This is a genomic window from Zavarzinella formosa DSM 19928 (assembly GCF_000255705.1).
In the GTDB taxonomy this organism is placed as follows: Bacteria; Planctomycetota; Planctomycetia; order Gemmatales; family Gemmataceae; genus Zavarzinella; species Zavarzinella formosa.
Map to the genome: position 1 here is coordinate 283,933 of NZ_JH636445.1, position 23,348 is coordinate 307,280.

At 58.9% G+C, this 23,348-nt stretch carries 24 protein-coding genes; 7 read left to right on the top strand and 17 right to left on the bottom strand.

All coding sequences use genetic code 11. The features are described 5' to 3' along the window. On the top strand, nt 1-348 hold a 348-nt coding region (locus BGIM_RS0133025), incomplete at its 5' end, for a hypothetical protein (RefSeq protein ID WP_029631072.1). A 90-nt stretch (nt 349-438) separates the two neighbouring features. Further along, nucleotides 439-1,836, top strand: a complete 1,398-nt coding sequence (locus BGIM_RS0133030; RefSeq protein ID WP_020473937.1) for a DUF1501 domain-containing protein — start codon at nt 439-441, stop codon at nt 1,834-1,836. A gap of 83 nt (nt 1,837-1,919) precedes the next feature. Here the strand turns inward: BGIM_RS0133030 and BGIM_RS0133035 are convergent, their stop codons facing one another. The 8 genes from BGIM_RS0133035 to BGIM_RS0133070 form a co-directional block, all read right to left on the bottom strand. Then, on the bottom strand, nt 1,920-2,822 hold the full coding sequence (locus BGIM_RS0133035) for a hypothetical protein (protein ID WP_020473938.1): 903 nt from the start codon (nt 2,820-2,822) through the stop codon (nt 1,920-1,922). Continuing rightward, the gene (locus tag BGIM_RS0133040) at nt 2,819-3,358 is read right to left on the bottom strand and encodes an RNA polymerase sigma factor (protein ID WP_020473939.1); all 540 of its coding nucleotides are present in this window, start codon (nt 3,356-3,358) and stop codon (nt 2,819-2,821) included. The genes BGIM_RS0133035 and BGIM_RS0133040 overlap by 4 nt, the downstream gene beginning before the upstream one ends. Nucleotides 3,359-3,629: 271 nt before the next feature. Next, nucleotides 3,630-4,253: a pseudaminic acid biosynthesis-associated methylase gene (locus BGIM_RS0133045; protein WP_020473940.1), complete on the bottom strand. Its 624-nt coding sequence runs from the start codon at nt 4,251-4,253 to the stop codon at nt 3,630-3,632. A 100-nt stretch (nt 4,254-4,353) separates the two neighbouring features. After that, the gene (locus BGIM_RS0133050; RefSeq protein WP_020473941.1) at nt 4,354-4,635 is read right to left on the bottom strand and encodes a hypothetical protein; all 282 of its coding nucleotides are present in this window, start codon (nt 4,633-4,635) and stop codon (nt 4,354-4,356) included. Between the two features lie 6 nt (nt 4,636-4,641). Continuing rightward, on the bottom strand, nt 4,642-5,442 hold the full coding sequence (locus tag BGIM_RS0133055; RefSeq protein WP_020473942.1) for a hypothetical protein: 801 nt from the start codon (nt 5,440-5,442) through the stop codon (nt 4,642-4,644). Then, entirely contained in the window at nt 5,439-7,604 is a 2,166-nt protein-coding gene (locus BGIM_RS0133060; RefSeq protein WP_020473943.1) for a DUF58 domain-containing protein, read from the bottom strand. Before BGIM_RS0133060 ends, BGIM_RS0133055 begins: the two co-directional genes overlap by 4 nt. A 21-nt stretch (nt 7,605-7,625) precedes the next feature. Then, nucleotides 7,626-8,606 (bottom strand): AAA family ATPase, encoded by a 981-nt coding sequence (locus tag BGIM_RS0133065; protein WP_020473944.1) that lies wholly within the window; start codon nt 8,604-8,606, stop codon nt 7,626-7,628. Between the two features lie 92 nt (nt 8,607-8,698). After that, complete coding sequence (locus tag BGIM_RS0133070; RefSeq protein ID WP_157369622.1) at nt 8,699-9,454, bottom strand: esterase/lipase family protein; 756 nt, start codon at nt 9,452-9,454, stop codon at nt 8,699-8,701. A gap of 92 nt (nt 9,455-9,546) precedes the next feature. On the opposite strand from BGIM_RS0133070, the gene BGIM_RS0133075 reads away from it, so the two are divergent. Further along, nucleotides 9,547-10,455, top strand: coding sequence for an NAD(P)-dependent oxidoreductase (locus BGIM_RS0133075; RefSeq protein WP_020473946.1), 909 nt, complete (start codon nt 9,547-9,549; stop codon nt 10,453-10,455). 92 nt (nt 10,456-10,547) lie between these two features. Here the strand turns inward: BGIM_RS0133075 and BGIM_RS0133080 are convergent, their stop codons facing one another. After that, nucleotides 10,548-11,228 (bottom strand): MarC family protein, encoded by a 681-nt coding sequence (locus BGIM_RS0133080; protein ID WP_020473947.1) that lies wholly within the window; start codon nt 11,226-11,228, stop codon nt 10,548-10,550. Between the two features lie 133 nt (nt 11,229-11,361). Here BGIM_RS0133080 and cysK point away from each other — a divergent pair, with 133 nt between their 5' ends. Then, entirely contained in the window at nt 11,362-12,342 is a 981-nt protein-coding gene (gene cysK, locus BGIM_RS0133085; protein ID WP_020473948.1) for a cysteine synthase A, read from the top strand. 219 nt (nt 12,343-12,561) lie between these two features. Here the strand turns inward: cysK and BGIM_RS0133090 are convergent, their stop codons facing one another. The 7 genes from BGIM_RS0133090 to lepA form a co-directional block, all read right to left on the bottom strand. Continuing rightward, nucleotides 12,562-13,215: a hypothetical protein gene (locus BGIM_RS0133090; RefSeq protein WP_020473949.1), complete on the bottom strand. Its 654-nt coding sequence runs from the start codon at nt 13,213-13,215 to the stop codon at nt 12,562-12,564. A gap of 10 nt (nt 13,216-13,225) precedes the next feature. Further along, a complete protein-coding gene (locus tag BGIM_RS0133095) occupies nt 13,226-13,753 on the bottom strand; it encodes a hypothetical protein (RefSeq protein ID WP_020473950.1) in 528 nt (175 codons plus the stop codon). Further along, entirely contained in the window at nt 13,750-14,283 is a 534-nt protein-coding gene (locus BGIM_RS0133100) for a MotA/TolQ/ExbB proton channel family protein (RefSeq protein WP_020473951.1), read from the bottom strand. Before BGIM_RS0133100 ends, BGIM_RS0133095 begins: the two co-directional genes overlap by 4 nt. Before the next feature lie 71 nt (nt 14,284-14,354). After that, a complete protein-coding gene (locus tag BGIM_RS0133105; RefSeq protein WP_020473952.1) occupies nt 14,355-14,759 on the bottom strand; it encodes an acyl-CoA thioesterase in 405 nt (134 codons plus the stop codon). After that, nucleotides 14,756-16,354, bottom strand: coding sequence for a signal peptidase I (lepB, locus tag BGIM_RS0133110; protein WP_020473953.1), 1,599 nt, complete (start codon nt 16,352-16,354; stop codon nt 14,756-14,758). The genes BGIM_RS0133105 and lepB overlap by 4 nt, the downstream gene beginning before the upstream one ends. An 81-nt stretch (nt 16,355-16,435) precedes the next feature. Then, nucleotides 16,436-17,953 carry a S26 family signal peptidase gene (locus BGIM_RS58700; RefSeq protein ID WP_020473954.1) on the bottom strand — a complete coding sequence of 506 codons (1,518 nt, stop codon included), beginning with the start codon at nt 17,951-17,953 and terminating at the stop codon, nt 16,436-16,438. A gap of 57 nt (nt 17,954-18,010) precedes the next feature. Then, the gene (lepA, locus tag BGIM_RS0133120) at nt 18,011-19,810 is read right to left on the bottom strand and encodes a translation elongation factor 4 (protein ID WP_020473955.1); all 1,800 of its coding nucleotides are present in this window, start codon (nt 19,808-19,810) and stop codon (nt 18,011-18,013) included. A 148-nt stretch (nt 19,811-19,958) separates the two neighbouring features. Between lepA and BGIM_RS58705 the strand changes: the two genes are divergently transcribed. Both BGIM_RS58705 and BGIM_RS53690 read left to right on the top strand, forming a co-directional pair. Next, complete coding sequence (locus tag BGIM_RS58705; protein ID WP_020473956.1) at nt 19,959-20,471, top strand: TlpA disulfide reductase family protein; 513 nt, start codon at nt 19,959-19,961, stop codon at nt 20,469-20,471. A 51-nt stretch (nt 20,472-20,522) separates the two neighbouring features. Next, complete coding sequence (locus tag BGIM_RS53690; protein WP_157369623.1) at nt 20,523-20,990, top strand: hypothetical protein; 468 nt, start codon at nt 20,523-20,525, stop codon at nt 20,988-20,990. 10 nt (nt 20,991-21,000) lie between these two features. Here the strand turns inward: BGIM_RS53690 and BGIM_RS0133135 are convergent, their stop codons facing one another. Next, nucleotides 21,001-21,843 carry a glycosyltransferase family 2 protein gene (locus BGIM_RS0133135; RefSeq protein WP_020473958.1) on the bottom strand — a complete coding sequence of 281 codons (843 nt, stop codon included), beginning with the start codon at nt 21,841-21,843 and terminating at the stop codon, nt 21,001-21,003. A 304-nt stretch (nt 21,844-22,147) separates the two neighbouring features. Between BGIM_RS0133135 and BGIM_RS53695 the strand changes: the two genes are divergently transcribed. After that, nucleotides 22,148-23,314: a DegT/DnrJ/EryC1/StrS family aminotransferase gene (locus BGIM_RS53695; protein ID WP_020473959.1), complete on the top strand. Its 1,167-nt coding sequence runs from the start codon at nt 22,148-22,150 to the stop codon at nt 23,312-23,314. Nucleotides 23,315-23,348: the final 34 nt, after the last annotated feature.

Consider the following 23,348-nt stretch of genomic DNA (forward strand, 5'->3'; position numbering starts at 1 on the left):
TGCCTGGTGGTTTACAATCTGATCCGGATGGTTCATCAATATGCGGCCGTCGCCAACGACAGGCCGCCGGAGAAGGTCTCGGGGGAGATGTTGTTCCGCGACGTGCGGTCCGAACTGACGACCGTGGCGAGGTTGCTCACCCCCGCCCATCTGGAACTCCTGCTGGTCCCTCTCGGGCCGGAGCAACTTCAGGCGTGGTTACTGAAGTTGCTTCAGGGAACGTGGCATCGCAAATGGACCAAGTCCGCCCGCCCCCGGCCCTCCGGTCCCCCGAAGCCAAAAACCAAGAAACTCCGGCAGGAAAAACCTCACGATTCTGTCTTCCGGGTCTTGCGGAGAACTCCTTGAAAGATCTTCACACGACTGCCGCTGACGCAGTGGGGCTCTTGCAGCCGGGCGATGGCTGACATCAACAGAACCCCCAACGCGAGTCTTCCCATGAATCCTTCCATGCTTCTCCCTTCTCGCCGGGCGGCCCTCAAGACGGCCGGTTGCGGGTTCGGTTATCTGGCTTTCGCCGGGTTGGCCGCGCAGGCGGCCGAGAAGGAAAAGAACCCGTTGGCGGCCAAGAAGCCACACCACGCGGCGAGGGCCAAACATGTGATCTTCCTGTGTATGGAAGGCGCTCCCAGCCATGTGGACACCTTTGATTACAAGCCGAAACTAACGGCCGATGATGGCAAGTCGTTCAACAAAGCCCGGCAGCCGTTTGCCAAACTGCTGGGGTCGCCTTGGAAGTTCAGCAAGCAGGGCCAGTCCGGCCTTTGGATGAGCGAACTGTTGCCTAACCTCGGCAAGCACGCCGACGAGTTGTGCATGCTCAACGGGATGCACACAGATGTTCCCGCCCATCCGCAGGCGTTCCAGTTCATGCACACCGGGAGCTTTCAGTTTAAGCGGCCCTCGTTGGGGGCGTGGACGCTCTATGGTCTCGGTTCGGACAACGAAAACCTGCCGGGTTTCGTCACCATCGCCCCGCCGATCAACAACGGCGGCCCGACCAACTTCGGCAGTTCCTTCCTCCCGGCCATCTATCAGGGCACGCCGATCAGCGGAACGCGAGCCTTCGGCCCGATGGGGGGTGGCGGTTCCCCGAGTGTCAGCAACATCCGTAATCCGAAGCAAACAAGCGATTCCCAACGCGCGCAACTCGACTTCCTGCAATCGCTCAACCGCGAAGCCCTCGAACGCGATCCTGGCAACGCCAACATCGAAGGGGCCATCGAATCATTTGAACTTGCGTTTCGGATGCAAAAAGACCTGCCGAAATTGATGGACATCACCACCGAAACGAAAGAATTGCAAAAGAGCTACGGCATCGGCGAGCAGCCGACCGACAACTTCGGCAAGCAATGCCTGCTGGCCCGGAAATTCGTGGAGGCGGGGGTGCGGTTTGTCGAAGTAACGGTCGGCGGGTGGGACCACCACCAAAACCTGAAGGACGCCCTGGCCAACAGCACCAAGCGAATCGACCTTCCTATCGCCGGCCTGCTCGGCGACCTCAAGCAAAAGGGCTTGCTCAAGGATACGCTGGTGATTTGGGGCGGCGAATTTGGCCGCACCCCCTACGCCCAAGGGGGTGACGGCCGCGATCACAACCACAAGGGATTCACGACGTGGATGGCTGGTGGCGGCGTGAAGGGGGGAACGGCGGTCGGCAAGACGGATGAATACGGCTACGAGGCTGTGGAAAACAAAATTCACATCCACGACTGGCATGCGACGATCCTGCACCTGTTGGGGCTAGATCACGAAAAGCTGACGTTCCGCTTCAGCGGCCGGGATTTCCGGCTGACGGATGTGAAGGGCGTGGTGGCCAAGGATGTTTTGGCGTGACGATGGAAACACTCCGTGTTTCCAGTCTGAAAACACGGTCGGGTCGGACTCTTTAAGCATGTCGGAGATGCCTGTCGACCGCCTTATTCGTTCTTAAGCGTAAAACCCTTCGGAACCTCCAGCCTGAACAGGGTCGGTGGGAGGGCCTCGTTCCAAGAAAACTGTTCAAAGACGATGAACGGCTTGTCTTTGTTCGCGGGGTCCCCCACGGCGAAGCGAACCGGCAGGGCGGTCTTGGAGTCCACCCACAGCTTCGCCGTCTCGTATTTGAGGTCGATCCAGTTCGCAAAAAAATCCGCATTCTTGAGCCGATAAACAACCGTCTTCCGCCCGTCCAACTTCTCCTCGCCGAGCCGTTCCGCGTCTTGGTCTTTCAACTCGCGCAACTGCTTGACCGGGTCGGTCATCGTCTCGGACATCCGCTTCCATTCTTCCTCGTCGCCGTCATACTTCGCGGCGGTCTTCGCGGTGTAATCAATTATCAGGGCTTCTTTCTTTTTCACGTCCGATACGACGGTCATCAGGAGGGGCGGTGTCCCCGCCGGCGTCTCATCGCCCTCTTGGCCGCTGGGGATTTCCTGGCGATAGGAGTCGCCCTGAATGTAAATCTTTTGTCGCATAACCTTGGGGAACCGGACCTTTGGGGTGGACTTGATGACGAAGGTCACGGTCTCGGCTTTCTTGACATTCTCGACCACATCCCCAAACGCGAACGCAGTGCTGTGGTCCGTCACGAACAGCCAGCCGGCCAGTGTGGCGATCAGCACGACCGCCGCGGCGGTGCCACTGTAACGAAAGAGACGAAACATTTTTTGCTTCCTTTCCGTGGGCCGGTGAATGCCCGGCCGGGTCATTGCGGATTGCAGGGCCTCGACCGTCGAGGCTGTCAGTTGGGCGGGCGGGCCGTCCGGGATGGACAGATCCCGCAGCGCGATCACCGCTCGGGCCAGCGATTCTTCCGGCGTTCGTTCGTTGCGATCAGTCATGATTCAAACTCCTGGGTGATTTGTTCCACGGCCGGGGACGGCTCGAACGCTCGCAGCCGTTCTCGCAAAGCGGCTCTCGCCCGATTCAGCAGGACGCCCACATGGTTCACCGTGATGTCGAGTTGTTCGGCGATCTCCTGGTAGCTCAGTCCGTCCAGACAAGACAGGCAAAAGATCTGGGCCTGCCGGTCGTCCAAACCGGCCAGTGCTTCCCGCAAATGGCCGCCCAGCTCGTTCGCTTCGGCGGCCGCAACCGGCCCCGTTTCTTTGCGATCAATGACTGACATTTCCGCGAGCGTCGTCCGGCGATTCGATTCGCGGTTTCGCTGCCGAAATGACTCCAGCGCCCTGGCGGTGGCCAGCCGCTTGAGCAACGCCGGCCAGTTGCGGATCGTTTCTTTTCGCTCCAACTCCAAGGCCGAGATGAAGGCGTGCTGGAAACAGTCACTTGCGTCGGCATCGTTATTCAGCAGCCGCCACGCGGTGCGCCAGACGATTGGCCCGTGTTGTCGGACAATGAGCGACCAATCAGTCATTTCGGGATACCTGTTGCGAACAGCGGCTCGTTCATCAATCAAGTCGCCGGAAATGCGTGCTTTCTTACAGGGCAGGGGGCCGGATTTCAGAAGAAGTGCTTTTGTTGAGGACAGCAATCAGGGTTGCATGAGGATTGCGCGTTGGCCAGACAAGTCAATCCGACAGGCAAGGTTTGCGCGGAATTCGCGAGTTTACAACGGCCGGTCAATGGTGTTCAACGAGACACCAGAAACCGCCGACCATCAAATAAACACAGCGGAATTGAATCACTCACTTCTTCAACACAAACCAAGTCAAGTCATCGGCCGGAAAATTCGGGTCGCGGTGATACTGGAACCCATAATCCACCAGTTGCAAATCCGGGTATTTGTCCATCAGATCGCCCGCGAAATCCCGCTTGAACAACCGGCTGGTGTGGCCGCGATAGTCAATCTCCACCGGGCTGGGATTGTAATACTCAATCACCACCACATACTTTGTCGAACACTCGTAAAGCCGTTCGTAGGCGGCTGGCAGGACGTCCGGATTGAGGTGAATCAGCACCCCGGAGGTGAAGGTCAGGTCGTGCCGGCCAAGCTGGGCGGTCGTGAAATCAAGAATCGACCCATGATGAGCCGTGATGTTGGGAATGGCCTTTAGTTGTTCGACGGCCGCCGCGTTGATCTCGACGCCGGTGAACTGACAGGCCGGCAGCGAACTGCGGATGGCGAAGGCGTTCAGACCGATGTTGGCCCCAAGTTCCAGGCAGCTTTTCACCCCGCGCGTGCTGTTGAGAATTTTCCCCCAATAGAACGCTCGTTTGGCGACCGAGGCGGGATCGCTGTTCCGGCCGATGTATTTCGTGCCGAAATCACCCGCCCAAAAACCCTCTTGTTCCGTGCGAAAAGCGCTCATTAACCGCCTCCTGAAAGATATTGTGTCCTGTCGCCGCCAAATGTCATGCCAGAGGAAAGACATGGACGAGCCGGGCAAAAGGCTCGCCGCAAAACTCCGGTTATGATCGTTTGCCCGGAATGACTCCCCGGCCTTTCGTGAGAACCGGTTTGCTGACGGTCACTTTCGGCAGTTCGGCCACCGGCGCCCGACGGCACACGCGAGCGGCGACCGCCACCTTGAGCAAGTGGATGCCTCCCCGGAACACCAGCAAGCCGATCATGACGGCCGGGATGCTCTCCAGATACTTCCCGTTCGGCATCAACACATACATGGCGAGATAAAACAAATACAAGCCAAGGGCAACCAGCGCCCAACCGGCGACTTCGCGAATCCAGAACATCTTCGCTCACCTCCCCGCCCGACGGCGGGACATTTTGGCCTTGAACCATCTTCGCCAGCGTTCGATTCGGTCCGTCTCGCGGCGGGTTTCGTGGAACGCATCATCCCGTAACACCATCGACGCCTCGGCCTGGGTCATCCGGGAAATTCGCAGGTAGCTCAATCCCGCCGAGAGGATCATCAACGCCGAGCCAATCACCCACAAAAGGATCATCGCCCGAGTCACGCCGATGTCAAACGGATGGGGACGCATGAACCGTTCTTGAACGGTCACGAAGAACCAACCCGCCTGCCCGACGACCACGCAAGCCCCGCCGATGATGAGCGTGCGGGGCAGTTCCTCGGCGTCCACTTGCGTGAACGGACGCGACACGGGCGCCGCCGACGGAATCTCCCGCCGCACCGAGGGATCATTCGGCAACACCGGCCCGACAAGGGCGTTGAGCCGATAATGCCCGATCAGGTACGAGAGTAACGCGGTCGCCAGCAGAAGATCCTCCAGGTTGAAACCGAAACTGCTCGTTATCATCGGCGACCAGCGCCAGGAGGCCAGAAAGTTGAGAAGGCCGAGGAATCCGGGATCGATCAGGCCGTAAGTGGTCAGCAATAACACAATGATCGGCGACCCGGTCCAGCGGAACAGGATCCCCGGAACGGCGAACACGATGGCGATCAGGGCCATGATGTCGCCGCCCCGCGTGGACATCATGAAGAAATACACGATTAACCCGGCGGCCGCCATGACCAGATAGCCGAGCGTGGCCGGCTCGATCAGTTGCCGTAAGATTTTGAGGCGGTCGTTGCTCATCGCCGCACCCTCATGCCGCGAAGCCGGTTCATGCGGTCCAGCACCATTTGCACCGTCTCGTCATGCCCGGCCCGAACGACGGTCACGCCCAACCGGCCAAATTCCTTGCGGAGCCGCAGGAAGTTCTTGTGATACCGCTCCACTTGGTCCCGTTCCAATTCACGGTCCAACGCGGCAAATCCCCGGTCGGTGACAAGTTCGGCCCGGCGAATCTGAAGGGAATCTTCCCCTCCTGAATCGGCCGACGGCAAGGGCATGTCCTCCTGCCACGGGATGATAATCATCACCTGATGATGCCGGCCAATCGCCACGCGGACGGACTCCATCACCGGGCCAATTTCCTCAGCGAGATCAACGAGGTCGGCCAGGATCACAAACAGTTCGTTGTCCCGCCCCCGCGAGACTCCGTAATTCACCGCGGAGGCCAGCATGGCCAGTTTTGGTTTCGAGTAAAAGAGATAACGGCCCCGAATGTCGTGAAGGCGTATCGGGTATCGTGTCTGATGATCGGCCAGGAACCGCATGGCGCGGCGGGCGAAAATCTGGTCGTCGTGCAGGTAATGCACCTCGGCCTCCGGCTCGTCCCCGTCAAGCGTGGCGAACAACAGCCCGAGTTGCTTGCGCCGGATGCGGCGTTGCCGCCCCTCGCCGAAGAAGCCGGTGGCCCCATGAATGGCCCAGAACATTAACGCGGCAACCATTGGAATCGCCGCCAAGGTGAGCGTCGCCCAGATGCCAAGGTTTTTGACAAACGGCCCGACCACCGCCCAATAGATCAGAATGGGCGTGACCGTTCGTTGCAACAACCCGGCGCAGGAAACGATCAGGCCCACGACAATAAACGTCATCGGAAACAGAAGCAGAAAAACAATCCAGATCCGGCGGGTGTCGCTGATCGGATTCCAGAACATGCTTCCCATGAGTTTCACGGTTTGAACCGTGATGACCCCGGTGAGAAACAGCGAGACGAGGAAGACATATTGCGGTGGAGTTCCGGCCAATGTCAGCAGAAAACCCAACAACGTGCCCAAGGGCGCCAACACGAATTGAGTCAGCAAAATGGTCACGGCCGACGGATCAAAAGACAGTGAATTAACCCGTTTGTCCATCAACTCGGGGTACAGATCATTCGCCACCGGAAAGGCCAGTTTGGACAGGGCGTCGGCATCAGCGAACGGCCCGAGCGGCGTCGACCGGGCGGCGGCTTTGGCCAGCAGATGCAGCATGTCAATCAAATGGGTGCGGGAACGGTTGGGCCGCATCATCTGGGAGCCGTTTTCGTCGAAGATCGTCAGGCCGACATGGTCCCGGTCCACGGCGACCCCCTCGGCGACGCCGGCCGCGAGGTTGGCCAGCCGGGTCAGTTTGCTCTTGGCGATCGGGCCGACGCGGACGCTTTCGGAGGCATCCACAAACAACGTCGCCCGCACCGGCACCTCGGTCTCGAACTCCTTGGTGATGAGCTTGTCTTTGCGGGCCGAGGGTTTCCACGCAATCATTTTCGGCGGGTCGCCCGGAAGATAGTCCCGCAGGTCTTGCAGTTCGCTGCCGCCGCCGGGCTGGCGAAGCCGGTGCAGGCCGGGGGGCGGGAAGATGTTGTGCCGTTTGCTTCCCCGGCGGTTCCCCTCCGCGCCGGACAGGCGGGGCAGCACCGGATAATGCCGCCCCTCTTTCAGCACGATGCGTTTGTAAAAGAACCCCTGCCGGTCGGTGAGACGGACCCGGACTCCCTCGAAGATCAGTTCGCCGGGGGCTTCGCAACGGACGCGGTACTCGATGACGCCGGGGTGAAACTTGGAAATGGCCGTGAATTTTTGTTCGCTTTCGCCGATCTTGGTGACGACAAACGGAACCGCATCCTCCAGAAACACATCTGGCAACCGGCCGCGATCCAGTTGAACTTTCACGACGATGTCGAATTCGCCGTTGGCCCAAAGCAACGGCACGGCCTTCCGCTCGTCACGGATTTCACGGGAGATTCGCAGGCGGGGAAGCACAAAAAAGGCTTGATAGGCAAACAAAGCCCATTCAACGAGGAACCAAGTGAGAATGGTGATGCCGATGATGGCCAGACCGTCCCCCTGCCGCCGGGAGAGCAAGGCTCCGAGCAGGGTGAGCAGCGTGGAAACGCCGAGCAACCACCAACCGCGAGAGGTGAGCAAGATCGCTTCCTTTGATTCGGGTCACGTCTCTTCCAACACCGGGACGGCATCCAGCAATTCGGCCACCACATCGCCAACATGCCGCCCTTCGACCTCGGCCTCCGGCCGGAGAATGATGCGATGCCCCAGCACTCCCAAGGCCACTTCCTGCACGTCCTCGTGCGTGAAGTAGTGTCGGCCTTCCAGCACCGCTCTCGCGCGGGCGCATCGCAAAAGGCACAAGGCCGCGCGAGGGCTGGCTCCGAGCATCACGTCCGGGTGTTTGCGGCTTTCCTCGGCCAGACTTACGATGTAATGGAGAAGTTCATCCTTCCCGTACACGTTGCTGAGCTTCATCTGCATGTTCCAGATGATGTCCGGCGTGAAGACCGGCTCCAGCTCGATGATCGGATGGCTGTGAACCTGCAACATCCGCACTTCGGCATCATGCCCCGGATAGCTCATCTCGATCCGCAGCAAGAAGCGGTCCAACTGGGCTTCCGGCAGGCGATAAACGCCTTCCTGTTCGACCGGGTTTTGGGTGGCCAGCACGAGAAACGGCCGGGGAAGTTGGAGCGTCGTCCCTTCCACCGTCACCTGATATTCCTGCATGGCCTCCAAGAGTGCCGATTGCGTCTTCGCCGGGGCGCGGTTGATTTCGTCCGCCAGCAGCACCTGGCAGAAGATCGGCCCTTTGCGGAGGATAAAGTCGTTCGTCTTGCGGTCAAAGATGGACGTGCCGGTCACGTCGGAGGGCAGCAAGTCCGGGGTGAACTGTACGCGGGAGAATTCGCAGCCGAGAAGCTTGGAAAAGGCTTTCGCCAGGGTGGTTTTGGCGACGCCGGGCACGCCCTCCAGCAACACGTGGCCGCTGGCCAGCATGGCGATGAGCAACTGCCGGGTGACGCCCTCCATCCCGACGACAACTTTGCCGATTTCCTTGATGACTTGTTGGGCGAGGGCCTTGCCGGTGGCCGCGAGTTCTCTGGCCGGCTCGGAACCCGGAACGGGGGGGATGGTCATGTCACCCTGTCGTAAGGACATCGCATGAAAGATCGAATCCCTTACAGGATAGTCGAAGTTCGCCCGTCGTCCGCAGGGAAAAGCCGGGAGAGTTACCGAGAACGATCCAGTTCGGCCACGCGGCGGGCCAGTTGAAGATAATCACCCGGCTTCCCGCGCCAGTCCGGCGTGCGGTTGTTCGGCCGGTTCACCAAGTTCATGTGGTCGCCGTTCCAAAGTTCAAACGATGTTCCGTGCCGGGCGGATTCCACGGAGACCACGCCATCGTTCAAACCCTCGGCCGCACTGACAATGCGTGCGGACAGCCGCCATCGGGGCGTCACATTCGCCGTGTCACACACCCCGGCGACGGAGTGATAATTCACCCACGGCACATCGTGGCAGTTCTCCATCAGCCTTCGGCATCCCTCGGTGGTCAAATCACGAAAGGCTTGGATGCTGATGCCAAAAAGATTTGCAACCGGCCGGACGAGCCGGACAAGGTGTCGGATGCCCCAATCCGCGAAGCTGCTTCCCCGGTGCGGGGTGGCAATGCTGGTCAGGGAGAGAACGCGGTTTTCCATCCCGAGGCGGGAGAGCATGTACCGGCTGTCCAGCCCGGCCATGCTGTGGGCAAGGAGATGGACTTTTTCGTTGGGGAAGTTTTCCCGCAGAAAGGCTTTGAGTTCATGTGCCCGCGTGACGACTCCACGGGTCTTGCTCAGGCTTGGAACGGCCACCCGAAAGCCATCGGCCTTCAAGGCTTCCTCGATGCCCGGAAAGTATCGGCCCACTTGGAACGGACCGACTTTCACCCGATCAAACCCCAACAGGCCGTGGACTAATACAATCGGGGCACACTGTCTCACGGCCAAGATCCTTCCACTGGAGAGTAGTAAGTAGATTTCGTGAACAGTAGATGATAAACAAATGAACGTCATTGAACAAGAGGGGAACGATCATGGCGGTGCAAAAAGCGGAAGCGGGCAAAACGCGAATCGGCTGGATCGGCACGGGAGTGATGGGTCGCTGGATGTGCCAGCACGCCATTTCCAAAGGCTATTCGGCCACCGTGTACAACCGCAGCAAGGACAAGACGCAACCGCTCGCGGAACTCGGGGCAAAGGTTGTCGATTCTCCGAAGGCGGTCGCGGAAGCCTCGGACATCGTCTTCGCCATCGTCGGTTTCCCGGCTGACGTGCGGGAAGTATTTTTGGGAACCAGCGGGGCCTTGGCCGGTAGCAAGCCGGGCACGATTCTGGTGGACATGACGACCAGCGAACCCTCATTGGCCGTCGAGATTTATGAAGCCGCGAAGGCGAAGGGCGTCCATGTGCTGGATGCCCCGGTTTCCGGCGGGGACGTGGGGGCCAAGAACGCCGCCCTTTCCATCATGATCGGCGGCGAAACGGACGTGGTGGAAGCCGTCACGCCGGTGTTCGAGTGCATGGGCAAGACGATCATCCACCAAGGAGCGCCGGGCGCCGGCCAGCACACCAAGATGGTGAATCAAATCCTGATCGCCGCCAACATGATCGCCGTCTGCGAAGGCTTGCTGTACGGGTACAAATCCGGCCTGAACTTGGAGACGGTGTTCAAGAGCGTCTCCGTCGGCGCGGCCGGAAGCAAGGCCCTCGAAGTCCTCGGGCCGCGCATCATGGCCCGCAATTTCGAGCCGGGCTTCTATGTGGAACACTTCATCAAGGACATGGGAATTGCCTTGAAAGAAGCCGAGCGAATGAACATCGCCCTGCCGGGACTGGCGCTGGCCAAACAACTCTACGAGGCAGTGCGGGCGCAAGGCTATGGCCGCAAGGGGACCCATGCGCTGATGCTAGCGTTGGAAAGTTTGAGCAATGTGAAACGGTGACACGTCATCAGATGACAAGGAGACAAGGTGAGAAAACCATATTGCGAGCGTCTGGTTTTCTCACCTTGTCCCCGTGTCTCCGTGTCTCCTTGTCATCTTATCTCCGGTGGGTGCAGCATCTTCCGCACGATGGGCGTCAACCCGGAGAAGAAGAACTCCACGGCGATCACCATCGTGATTAATCCCATCAATCGCAGAAGCACTTTGTTTCCCTCGTCGCCAAGGAAGCGGGCCACCCGTCTGGCTCCGAGGAAGATCAACAGGGTCAGGACCAGAACCAAGGTGATGGCGAGCAGCACCATCATTTTCCGGAGAACGGTCCCCGCTTCGTTCCAAAGCACGATCACGTTGGCGATGGCTCCCGGTCCGGCGATCAGCGGGATGCCGAGGGGCGTCAATGAAATGTCCGGCTCCGGTTCCGGGGGCAGGTCGGCATCCGCCTCGGTCGTCACCGGTTTCTTTTCTTTGGCCGTATGGGTGTGCGACAGTTTCGCTTGGAGCATTTCGTAGCCGATCAAGAAAAACAGGATGCCGCCGACGACCTTGAGGCTTTCCACGGAGATCCCGAAGAAGCGGAAGATCAATTGCCCGGTGAAGGCAAATGTCAGCAAGGTGATGTAGGCCACCAGCACGGCTTTCCTCGCCGTCGCCCGCTGTTTGGCGGGGGACATGGAGGAAGTCATCGAAATGAACATGGGCATCGTGCCCAGCGGCTCGATCATGGCGAACAGCGACACGAAACAGAAAACGCCGAACGCGAGCAATTCTTCCACCGTCCGGCCCTCCGCCGCGAAATGACATTGTGGCTCCGGGGCGAGTTCGCCCGGTTGTCCGGCCCTTGCTGGAAAAGGGCAGCTTCATTATCGTACTTGTGAACAAAACCGTTTCGCCCCAGCGAGCCATTCCATGCCGGACTTTCAACTTCTCCGCGGCCGGATTTACGACAACATTACGGAATGTATCGGAAACACTCCCCTGATTCGCGTTCGTCGGCTCTCGGCTGGTTGCCACGCGAACGTGCTGGCCAAAATGGAAAACTTTAACCCGTTGTGGTCCGTGAAGGACCGCATCGGCGTCGCCATGATCGAGGACGCCGAGCGTCGCGGCAAGGTGAACGCCGACACAATCATCATCGAACCGACCTCCGGGAACACCGGCATCGGCCTCGCCTTCACCTGCGCGGCCAAGGGTTACAAGCTCACCGTGACGATGCCGGAAAGCATGTCGATCGAACGTCGGCGCTTGCTCAAAGCCTTCGGCGCCAACCTGGTGCTGACCCCGGCCGACAAGGGCATGGGCGGGGCCATCGCGGAAGCCGAGCGACTGTTCAACGAAGCCGGGGGCGAGCCGAAAGCCTTTATCCCCCAACAGTTCAAGAACCCGGCCAACCCGGAAATCCACCGCAAGACGACGGCCGAGGAAATCTGGAAGGACACCGAGGGCAAGGTGGACATTCTGGTGTGCGGCGTCGGCACCGGCGGGACGATCACCGGTTGCGGCGAAGTGTTGAAACAACGCAACCCGGCCCTGAAGGTGGTGGCCGTGGAACCGGTCAACAGCCCGGTCATCAGCCAGACGATGGCCGGTCAGGAAGTCAAACGGGGGCCGCACAAGATCCAAGGGATCGGCGCCGGTTTTGTCCCGGACAACCTGAACATGGGCGTGATCGACGAGATCATCAAAGTGGGCGACGACGACGCCTTTGAAACCGCCCGGCAACTGGCCAAACTCGAAGGGATGCTGTGTGGCATCAGTTGCGGCGCTGCCATGTTCGCGGCCCTGCAAGTGGCCAAACGACCGGAAAACAAAGGAAAGAACTTGGTGGTGGTGCTGCCGGATTTGGGCGAACGCTACCTCAGCACCGCCCTGTACCCACAGGATGTGTGAGAAGAGAATTCCAGAAAAGTTGAGTTGGCCGCCTTTGTTCATCTGACAGAGGCGGCCGATGAAATTGAATTCGAGCATTGACGGCGGTGAATTGCCATCGCACAGCCGCCGTTACATTTCCATCCGGCCTGCCGACAATAAATTCATATCACCATTCGTCCGTTAGATCAGACGGCATCTTTGACCTGTTTTACTTGGCGGTTTGGGTCGATTTCACTGTTACTTCCGCAACTCTCGCTGCACCGGCGGGAAGTCAATGCTCAGGTCCAGTTTGCGGGCCAGGTCTTTTAAGTCGCCGACGACCGCCGAATCCATCGCGGCACTGTTCTTGTAAACGTAGATCGTCAGCCGGGAAAGTTTTTTGGCCTGATTTCGGGCTTCGACTTTCAGGGTGACTTCCTCCAGCGTGCTGGGGGCCTTCTCGTCCTCAAGCAAGTAAAAGCGATCCTGCGTGGCATCACCTCCAAGGACGACTACCTTGACGCTGTCGTCTGTTTCCGGCGGTTTTGGCTTGATCTTCGGCGGCTCGATTTTCTTTGGCTCGGCTTTCGGCTCTTCGTTGATTGGCTGGCCGGGTTGTTGTTTGTCCGTCCCTCCGGGACCGCCGGGGAGACCGCCGCCGGAACCGCCGAAACCCCAGCCACCGTCGCCGAACACAAACAGGGCGACCAGAATGGCTCCCGCGATGCCGCCGAGCGCGCGGGCGATCAGGCTGATCGTCTTGTTCGGCTTTGCCAGAAGTATGAACTTGGCGGCCACGCGGACGGCGGCCCACCCGGCGATGCTTCCCAAAAGGAAGCCGCCGCCGATGGCCAGAAAATTTAAAAGTGTCCGGCCGACGTTCTCAAGAGAGTTGGCGAAAAGTGGTTCCACGGAAAAGCCCTCACGGAGCGGTGGCGAACGGGCGGTCAAATTGAAATTGTACGCCCCGGAACCAGCGGGCGTAGTCGTCAGCCTGTTGTTGTTCCGGGAAACCGGAGCGTTTGCGGGGATAGAGGATCAGGAAAAACGGTTCGCGATTGCCGGCCTGCCGTTTGTGAATCGTAATCATGTTCTCGGCCGCCAGTTCGCTGTCCACCTGCACCGGCTTGCCGTCTTGGATGTAATACAACCGGCCGTCCTTCGGGTCGATTTCCAGCACCTTCACGCTCATGCGGTCGGAAAGGCTGCTTCTGCCCAGGGCCTTTAGCCGTTCGATCTCGCGGCGGGCTTTTTCCAGAGCCTGTCGAATTTCCACCACATCCGTCGGAAGCGGAGCGGGCGAGTTGTCCTTCTTCTCAACGACCGGTTCTTGGGCATCCGGGTCCTTCGAGACGAACGGCATCAGCATGAACATGCCGAACAGCAAGATCATCACGTCGAGCAGCGGCACGAAGAACCGGGTGACGCTTCGCTTCGGGCGTTCAATCATGCCGCGTCTCCCGTCGGGGGCTTGCCGCCGGCCAGCGACCGGATGAGGTCGCGGCCGAGCAGGACAATCCATGTGGGGAGGATGTTCATCAGGGCCATGAACAGTCCGCTGCCGGTGGCGGTGATCGCCGGGGCGTATCGCCGGATGATCTCCCTCGGCATCACGTCTTGAGCCGTGGCCGTGGGGGCGCCGATGGCGCTGAAGGTTTGCAGAATGGCCGCGACCGTGCCGATCAACCCCAGCAAGGGGAACCATTCGGCGGCCGTGGCGAGGTGGTTCAGCCAGCGGTCTTGCGTTTCGTCGAAACCCGTGCCGACCCAGCGCATCGCCCGCCAGGCGAGCAAAATCTGGGAGACGAACAGGATCGTGCCGAACCCGAGGATCACCCAGTCGATGGCCGAGTGCTGGACGCGGTTAAGATAATCGCGCATGGCATCGGAGGGGATCGAGGCGATGATGACGAAGGCCGCCCCGATCGGGAGGAGGCAAAACGCCGTCGGGAGGATTTGGAGGATCAACAAGCGACGCACGGGGGTGTTACTCGCGAGCCATTTGGTGGAGGGTCAGCCGCACATTCCCCAGATTGTACGAAGACGGGGTTTCAAATGACCCCGCTCATTTTGAGAAACCATTCCGGCAGCGATTGCAGTTTGCCTTCGCGATCCACGCAAGCCAGCGTGGAAGACCCCTCGGCCAGCAGTTCCGTGCCCCGCAACACTTGATAACTGTGTTCGATTCGCACCGGCGTTGTGCGGGCCACGGTGGTGCGAATGATCAGCACATCATCGTACTTCGCGGGCCGCTTGTATTTCACTTCAATCTTGGTCAGCACCAGCATGAACCCTTGGTTTTCCATGTCCAGGTAGGTCATTCCGCTGCCGCGAAGCAGTTCCGTGCGGGCCTGCTCAAAGTACACCAGATAATTCGCGTGATGGAGCAACCCCATGCGATCCGTTTCCGCATAGCGGACCCGAATCTCAATATCCCCGGTGTGCGGTTCGCTCACTCGATCACCCTCCAACGACTTGCCGGCCAATAAATCACGGCGGCCCGGCCAAGCAGCAACCGTTCGGGGACCAATCCCCAATAACGTCCGTCCGAGGACGATGTGCTGTTGTCCCCGAGGCAGAGGTAATGCCCCGGCTGGACATAATAGGTTTGCAGCCCGCAGGAGGCGTTATTCCCGCCTTCGTAACAGGTATAAAACACATCCCGCCAGAGTTTCACCTTGGAACAGGTCACGTTCCCCTTCGCCCCGATGCGAGAGGGTTGTTCCACGTCCAAGGCCGTCTCGGCAAAGGAGGTCCGGTTCGGCGGGTCATAGTTGCCCAAATCACCGAACGACATGGGGCGGTTGTTCACCCAGACGGTCAGCCGGGAGTCGACGTTGGCCAGCCGCAAAGAGTATTCGCCGGTGGTGATCTTGCTCGGGAGTTCGGCCAGCACGACCGGCTTGTCCGGGGTTTCGGATTTCAGAATCACCAGTTTGCAGGTTCCGTTGGCGAAGACCGCCTGATATCGCGTCCCGGATTTCACGAGTTCCAGAATCAGTTGGGCGTCGGCCGACTTGAAATCAGCCTTGCATTCCACAAGCAGATCGGGGACCCATGAGAGGCCCTCCTGCGGCCGGTGGGAGGTCTGCTCGATGTTGTAAGCAAGATGATCGCGGATCAAGGCGGGCTGGACAATCGCGTCTTTATTGGCCCAGCCTGGTTGGATGTGATGATAACTCATCCAGCCAAATTGCTCGCCTTCGTGCTCAAAGCCTTTCTCCAGCATTTTCCATCCGGCGTCGTCGGCCGGAGAAAGATGCCAGCGGGTCCGGTGCGTTCCTTCCAGCGTTTTCGGTTGTTGGTCCAGATCGAACACCAGTCGGCGAACCGCGAGAATCTGGTCGGGCGACTTGCGGATCATTTCAAAATTGCCGGCCATGAAGAAGTCGGCGGCTTCCTGATTGGTTTCCATCGCCGAGTTGTTTTTGCGACCCCGCCGGTTGGCATACATGTAGTCATCCTGCCAGAGATCCAGCGGATTGTCGGGGCGGGGGTAGTTCGCATAGGTGAGCTTGTCCGTCCGGTAGAGATCTCCCTGATAGATCGCGATGGTTTCCCCCGGCAGGCCGATCAGGCGTTTGATGTAGTTCATCGCGGTCAGTTCGGTCTTGTGATACGGCTCTTCCGGATACTTAAAGACCGGCACGTCGAACCGGCGCGGGGCGCGAAGATGATATTCGTATTTGGCGACCAACACCCGGTCCCCGCTGTTCCAGTCGCGGGCGTTTTCCGGGGTGTAATAGTGGCCGCAATTCTGACATGACACTTTTTCGGCCACCATCCGGCGGCCATAAGAAACGGACGCGGAGACCGGGAACCGGTGGCTGCATTCCGGACATTCCGCGATGAACTGGTCCCCGTACAGGGTGCTGGCCATCGACCCGGTGGGGATGACGAACGCCTCGGCCACGAAGAGCTTGAGCATCAGCACCAACACCACGACAAACACCACCGTCTCGAAGACTTCTCGGGAAGGGTCGCCGTGGTTTGGCTTGTTAGTCTCCCGCCCGATAATCAGGTTGAAGACGGTTTTGGCGGTGATCTTCATGGAGAGCCTGTGTGCGTGCGGAGAACCGGAAAATAATGTGGTACGGAACCACCGGTGGGTTTCGAGGGCGTTCGTCGATCCTCAACGAAGCCAGTGGATGCGTCCCCAGTCAACGGATTGCAGTTCCACTCGCCGGCCGCCGACGGCCCACACGGCCGGCCGGCTGGGTTGGTGAAGCAGAAACGGCTTTCCAAGGAAATTTCGCCGGGGAACGCCCGGTATTTGCCAGGATCTTGAATCATCTGAATTCGCGGAGTTGTCCCCGAGCATGAAATACTCGTTTTCCCCGAGTGTCAGGGGGCGGGCTGTCCCGTTTGTTCCGGTCGGCCGGTAGTAAATGTCCCGGTATAGCTTTAGATGCCGAAAAGTGGCGTTTACTCCCTGACAACCGATTTTCACAGGGGAGGAAACATCCGTTCGCTTCACCCCGGCCGGGAGGTCGAAGGTGAAATATTCCGTGCCGTTGACGGCGACGGTCACCCGGCGGTCCACCAATGCCATTTCCAAATGCGCTTTCTTGCCAATCTTCAGCGGCGGCCGGTTGGCGGTGCGGACCAGCCCTTTTTCGGGAATCATCAGCTTGCTCTCGCCAAACTCCCCGCCGACGGCCAGATGAGCGGTCACCTCGTCGGCTCCGTCGAAGAGTGAACAAACGATCATCCCGTTCCCGGCATTTGGCTCAATTTCCGTGGAGAACAAGAAATCGTGGACGGGGTGGTTATGGGTGCCGGGCGTGTGCCCGTTGTACTCGAACCCGTCCCGGATGATCTCAACTTGGCCCGTCTCCGCATCGATGTGCCAGTAAGCGGCCAGATGCGGGGCCACCGACCCCTCGGCCGCGACGGAAACTTCGTCCCCCTGGTATTTGAACCATTCCGGCAAAGGCTCCTGCACAGGGGTCAATCGGGGGAGCATCCCCACCGGGAGCCAGCGGCGTTCCCAACCCTCGGGAGGAAAACAATCCCCGTCGTACACCGGAATACGGCATTGAAGGGCTTCGCCCAGCGTCTTGCGGAGGAGTTGGTTGTCGGCCCACGCATCCCCCTCGCGGATGGTGAGCAACTCCCCCGGCAGGCCGACCACCCGCTTGACATAGGGTTTGGATTTGTCCGACGGGCAGATGAACACAGCCACTTCCCACCGGCGGGGGCCGCGTATTTGATAAACCGTTTTGTCCACCAGCAACCGATCCCCGGAGACTTCACGGGCAACCGCCAGATTCAAATCAGGAAGATTGCAGTTGGGGCAATAGGTCATCGGATAGCCTTGGGCCTTGTTCGATGGCTCGCCCACGGTGACCTGATAAAAACACCGGGGACATTGCACCGTTTTATGGTTGCCGACCAAGGCCGGGGCCATGCTCCCCGTCGGCACTCCGAAGGGTTCGACGGCCATTGTGCGGAGAAACAGGATCGCACACAAGAACAGCAGCGACCCTTCAATGAGCCGCCGCCGCTGAGAGGGGGGGATCAACCGTGTCGGCGGCGGGGCGGTTTGAATCACCGGTTGTTCCGCGAGAACGCCGGCCCCGTTGACGATGATCGTGGACATCACCGGGACGGCCGTGGAAGAGGCGGTAGTCGGTTGCGGCAGATCCACCGGTGGCTAGCTTCCTTCGGGATCGGGGGAAAATCCATTCGCGGCCGGTCGGGGGCGTCAGTCGTCCGATTCCAACACGGACATGAAGGCTTCCTGCGAAATCTCCACCTGACCCACCTGTTTCATCCGTTTCTTGCCCTCGGCCTGCTTCGCCCAGAGTTTACGCTTCCGGGTGATGTCCCCGCCATAGCACTTGGCCGTCACATCCTTTTTCATCCCGGTGATCGTTTCACGGGCAATGATCCGCGACCCGATGGCCGCCTGCAAGGCGATGTCGAACAGGTGACGGTCGATTTCCTTGCGGAGTTTCTGAATCAGCTTCCGGCCACGACGTTCGGCCGTCGAGCGGTGAACGATCACGGAGAGGGCATCCACCCGCTTCTGATGGACCAGCACATCCAACCGGACGAGGTCGGCCGGCCGGTATTCCTTCAGTTCGTATTCCATCGTGCCGTATCCGTGCGTGACGGATTTGAGCTTGTCGTACAGGTCGTAAATGACTTCCGCGAGCGGCAGTTCATAGGTGATGATCGCCCGTTCGGGGCTGAGATATTCCGTCTTGATGTACTCGCCCCGCCGCTCGGCCGCCATCGACATGATGTCGCCGATGTTCTTGGACGGCAGCAGGAAATTAATTCGGACAATCGGCTCCCGGAATTCTTCGATTTGCCCGCCGTCCACCACGTCTTGCGGGCTGTGAACCATGATGGTTTCGCCAGATCGTGTCAAAATCTGGAAGGTGACGTTCGGGGCGGTGTGAACAAGATCAAGTTCGCAATCGCGTTCCAGCCGTTGGCCGATGATTTCGCGGTGCAACATCCCGAGGAAGCCGCAGCGGAATCCGAAACCGAGGCCGTCAGAAACTTCCGGAACGAACGAGAAACTGGAGTCGTTCAGCCGCAACTTGGTGAGGGCTTCCCGCAAATCCTCAAACTCTTCGTTGTCCACCGGGTAAAGCCCGGAGTAAACCATCGCCTGCGGAACTTTGTAGCCGGGCAGGGCGGTTTCGGTCGGGTTGACGGCATCCGTCACCGTGTCGCCGATGTGAACGTCCTGAATGTTTTTGACTTGGGCCGTGAGGAAGCCCACCTGCCCGGTCGTCAGTTCCTGACAAGGCACCATCGTCGGCCGGAACTGGCCGATTTCCATGACGACGTGGTCGGTGTTGCCCCGCATCAACTTGATCTTTTGGCCGATCTTGACCGATCCCTCCATGACGCGGATGTAAATCACCACGCCTTTGAAGGTGTCGAAGTGGCTGTTGTAAATCAACGCCTTCAACGGGGCTTTCGGGTCGCCGGGGGGGCAGGGGACTCGGTCAATGATGGCGTCAAGGATTTCCAAGACGCCAACGCCCGACTTGGCGCTGGCCCGCAGCACATCCTCGGCATTCACGCCGACGGCTGTTTCCATTTCGGCCGTGACGGCCTCCGGACGGGCGGTCGGCATGTCAATTTTGTTAAGCACTGGAACGATGGTTAGATCGTTCTCGATGGCCAGATAGGCATTGGCCACTGTCTGGGCCTGCACGCCCTGAAAGGCATCGACGAGAAGAATCGCCCCTTCGCAGGCCGCGAGACTGCGGGAGACTTCGTAACCGAAATCGACGTGGCCGGGCGTGTCGATCAGGTTGAGTTCGTATTTTTCGCCATCCTTCGTGTGATAAATCGTCACCGGGTGCATCTGGATGGTGATGCCCCGTTCGCGTTCCAAGTCCATGCCGTCGAGCAACTGGGCACGATAATCCCGTTTGGTGATCGTGTTTGTTTGCAGCAGGAACTGGTCTGCGAGGGTGCTTTTCCCGTGATCGATGTGGGCAATGATCGAGAAATTACGAATATGGCTTGGCGCGGGCATGTTTCTCGCGTCGGAAGTTCGGAGGTTAACGGTTCGGCTCGTGACTATTTTAGCAGCTAGACCGGCTTCGGCACAGTCCGACCCTTGACCGGAACGTCCGCCGACCGGATGATGGGAAAAGAATCTTCAGGATCTCAGGAGAAAGTTCATGCGTAACGCCGTGCTTGGTTTGGGGGTTCTGGCCGCGGTTGCCTTGGGAGTTCTGGGCATTTGCTCCGTTCCTGCCGTGGCCGCCGACGAGGTGAAAATCAGCAAGGTTAATTTGGAAGACCTGTCCAAAGCCGTCGCCGCCCACAAGGGCAAGATTGTGGTGATCGACATTTGGGCCACCTTCTGCCCCCCGTGCAAGGAAAAGTTCCCGCACATGGTGGAACTGCATAACAAACTCAAGGACAAGGGCGTGGTGTTCATGAGCCTGTCCGTGGACGAACCGGCCGACATGCCGAACGCCTTGGAATTCCTGCAAGGGAAAAAGGCGTTCTTCACGAATTACCTGCTCGACGACACCGACAAGAACAAGGAAGCATGGGAGGACAAGTTCGCCCATCAATCCCCACCGATTGTCCATGTTTTCGACCGGAGCGGTAAGCTCCAAACCCTCGAAGGCAAGAAAATCGCCACGTTGGACAAGTTGCTGGAAGAGTTGATCGAGAAGAAGTAGGCCAAGCTTCAACCACTCATTTTCAAAATCCAAATGGAGCGGGAGAGTGAAGTGGATTTGCGTCCCCAATTTCTCCCTCCAAACTTCGATGAGGTTTGGTTTGCCCGTCTGGTTGAACTTGCCGCCAGATTAGATGGAGCCGATTCCGGAGTTTGGGATGATGATTTGGCCGAGTTCAACCGGCTGGCCGGAACGACAATCCCATTTGATGATTTTCAAGAGATTTATGAGCAGCAGAGTCACAGGGATTGGGTTCGCCGCATTCTCTTCCAGAAGACACTTCTTCCATGTGCCGATATTTCGCTTGAGGAAATGATTGAGATTGTGACGAGGGCCATGTCAATTGACGAGAATGCCGATTGGGATTTTTACTTGGAATTGTTCGTTGTGAACTGCAAACATCCCTTGGGCGTCAACCTGATCTTTGGGCCGACGACTTCGGTGCCCGAATTCCCTCAAGATCGGGAGCCAACGGCTGAAGAAATCGCCTGTTTGGCGGTTGGCTACGTCGCAAAATAAACGCCGTTCATCAGTCCTTCAGCCAATACCGGATGATGCAATACAAGGCATTGAAACCGTCCTTCATGCCGATCTTCTTGCCTTCTTCGTAGGTCCGGCCGGAATAGCTGATTGGCACTTCAAAGATTCGCCAGGAAGGCTTTCGTCTCTTGGCGATCTTGGCGGTCACTTCTGGCTCGAAGCCGAAACGATCCGATTTGATGTTGATCGACTGGATCACTTCCCGTCGGAAGACCTTGTAGCACGTTTCCATGTCCGTGAGGTTCAGGTCGGTCAGGAAGTTGGAAAGCAACGTCAGAACGTGATTGCCGACCGAGTGCCAGAAATACAGCACCCGATGGTTCTCGCCGATGAACCGGGAGCCGTACACCACATCGGCTTTGCCCTCCATGATCGGCTGGATCAATTGGGGATACTCGGCCGGATTATACTCCAAGTCCGCGTCTTGAACGATCACGATGTCGCCGGTGGCGTGCTTGAAACCCGTCCGCAGGCCGGCGCCTTTGCCTTGGTTCTTCTCGTGGTGGATCACCCGGCAATCGGGGAATTTGCTGATTTCCTCGTCCAGAATTTTCCGCGTGCCATCCGTCGAGCAATCGTTGACGAGAATGATTTCCTTGGGGATTTCGACGTCCCGCACCCGCCGGACGATCTCCCGCACCCAGCGTTCCTCGTTGTAAACGGGAATCACCACGCTGAGCTTGAAACCATCCGGGATGGGGAAAACGCCCATTTTTCGACAGGCCGCGTCCCCGAACAGCGATTTGCCGATGGCATAGCGTTGGTTGGGGGTGAGCGTCAGATTTTCCAATCCCTGCAAATTGGCGGGCAAGCCGGACGAATCGACGGACATCGTTGAACATCCTCTGAAACACGGGACCAACGCAGGGAAGACTTCGGCCCACGTGATCGAATAGCCTTGGGGTGATTTCGTACCCACTGTTGGCAAATCAGTCAAGATGAGAAGTCCGGGTGGAATATCGGCGCAATTCATCCATCATTATGAGGGAATCCTTGGAGACCCCTCAAAGCCCCTGTCTCCAAAAGCCGACTTGATGGAATGACGATGAGTTGTGTACGATATCTTTTCCGTAAGATCGTGAAATCAGGGAAGATTTGACGGCTGACGGGCAAGCCACGGAATGGAGTCTGACCTCATGAGCAATTTGCCAAGCCCCCCGCCAGTCCCGATGTGTGATCTGGCCACTCAATACAAAGCCATTCAATCGGATGTCGAAGCGGCTGTTCTGCGGGTGCTGTCCTCCGGGCAAGTCATCATGGGGCCGGAAGTGACCGGTCTTGAAACGGAAGTGGCCGAATACTGTCACGCCAAGTTCGGCATCGGCTGCGCCTCCGGGACGGATGCCATCCTGCTCGCCTTGCATGCCCTCGACATCGGGCCGGGCGATGAAGTCATCATCCCGCCGTTCACATTCTTTGCCACCGTCGGCTCGGTGGTTCGCACCGGAGCCACGCCGGTTTTTGCGGACATTGACCCCCGCACATACAACATCGACCCGGAACAAGTCGCCGAGAAGATCACGCCGCGGACGAAGGCGATCATGCCCGTCCATCTGTACGGCCAATGCGCGGACATGCAACCGCTGTGGGAACTCTCCGAAAAGCACAACATCCCGCTGATCGAAGACGCCGCCCAAGCCATCGGGGCCGAGTATCACGGCAAACGAGTGGGAACGCTTGGCGGCATCTGTGCCCTGAGTTTCTACCCGAGCAAGAACCTTGGAACCTATGGGGACGCCGGCCTCATCACGACCGACAATCCCGAGTGGGCGGCCAAGATGAAGGCCATTCGGACCCACGGCAGCGAGCAGAAATATTTCCACAAATATATCGGCTACAACGCCCGCATCGACGCGATTCAGGCGGCCATCCTGCGGGTGAAACTTCCCCACTTGGACAAGTGGACCGGCCAGCGCCAGGAAGCGGCGGCCCGCTATGACGAGTTGATTCAAGATCGCGGACTGGACGGTTTCATCAGTCGGCCGCAGGTGATGGCCGGGATGCGACACGTCTTCAATCAATACGTGATCCGCGTGCCCGGCGAATCGCGAGATGCCTTGATCGCCCACTTCAAGGCCAGCCAAGTGGCTTGCGACATCTACTACCCGCTGCCGTTGCACATGCAGGAATGCCTGAAATACCTGAACTTGGGCGAGGGTGATTTCCCCGAGTCCGAAGCGGCCGCGAAGTGTGTGCTGGCGTTGCCGATGTATCCCGATCTCACGATGGAGATTCAAGAACGGGTGACGGACACGCTGGCCAGTTTCGCCAAAAAGCATGTCCGCAAAGGCAAGGCGGCGTAAGCCCGCTCTGGATTTCGGATTCCCGGCCAAATAA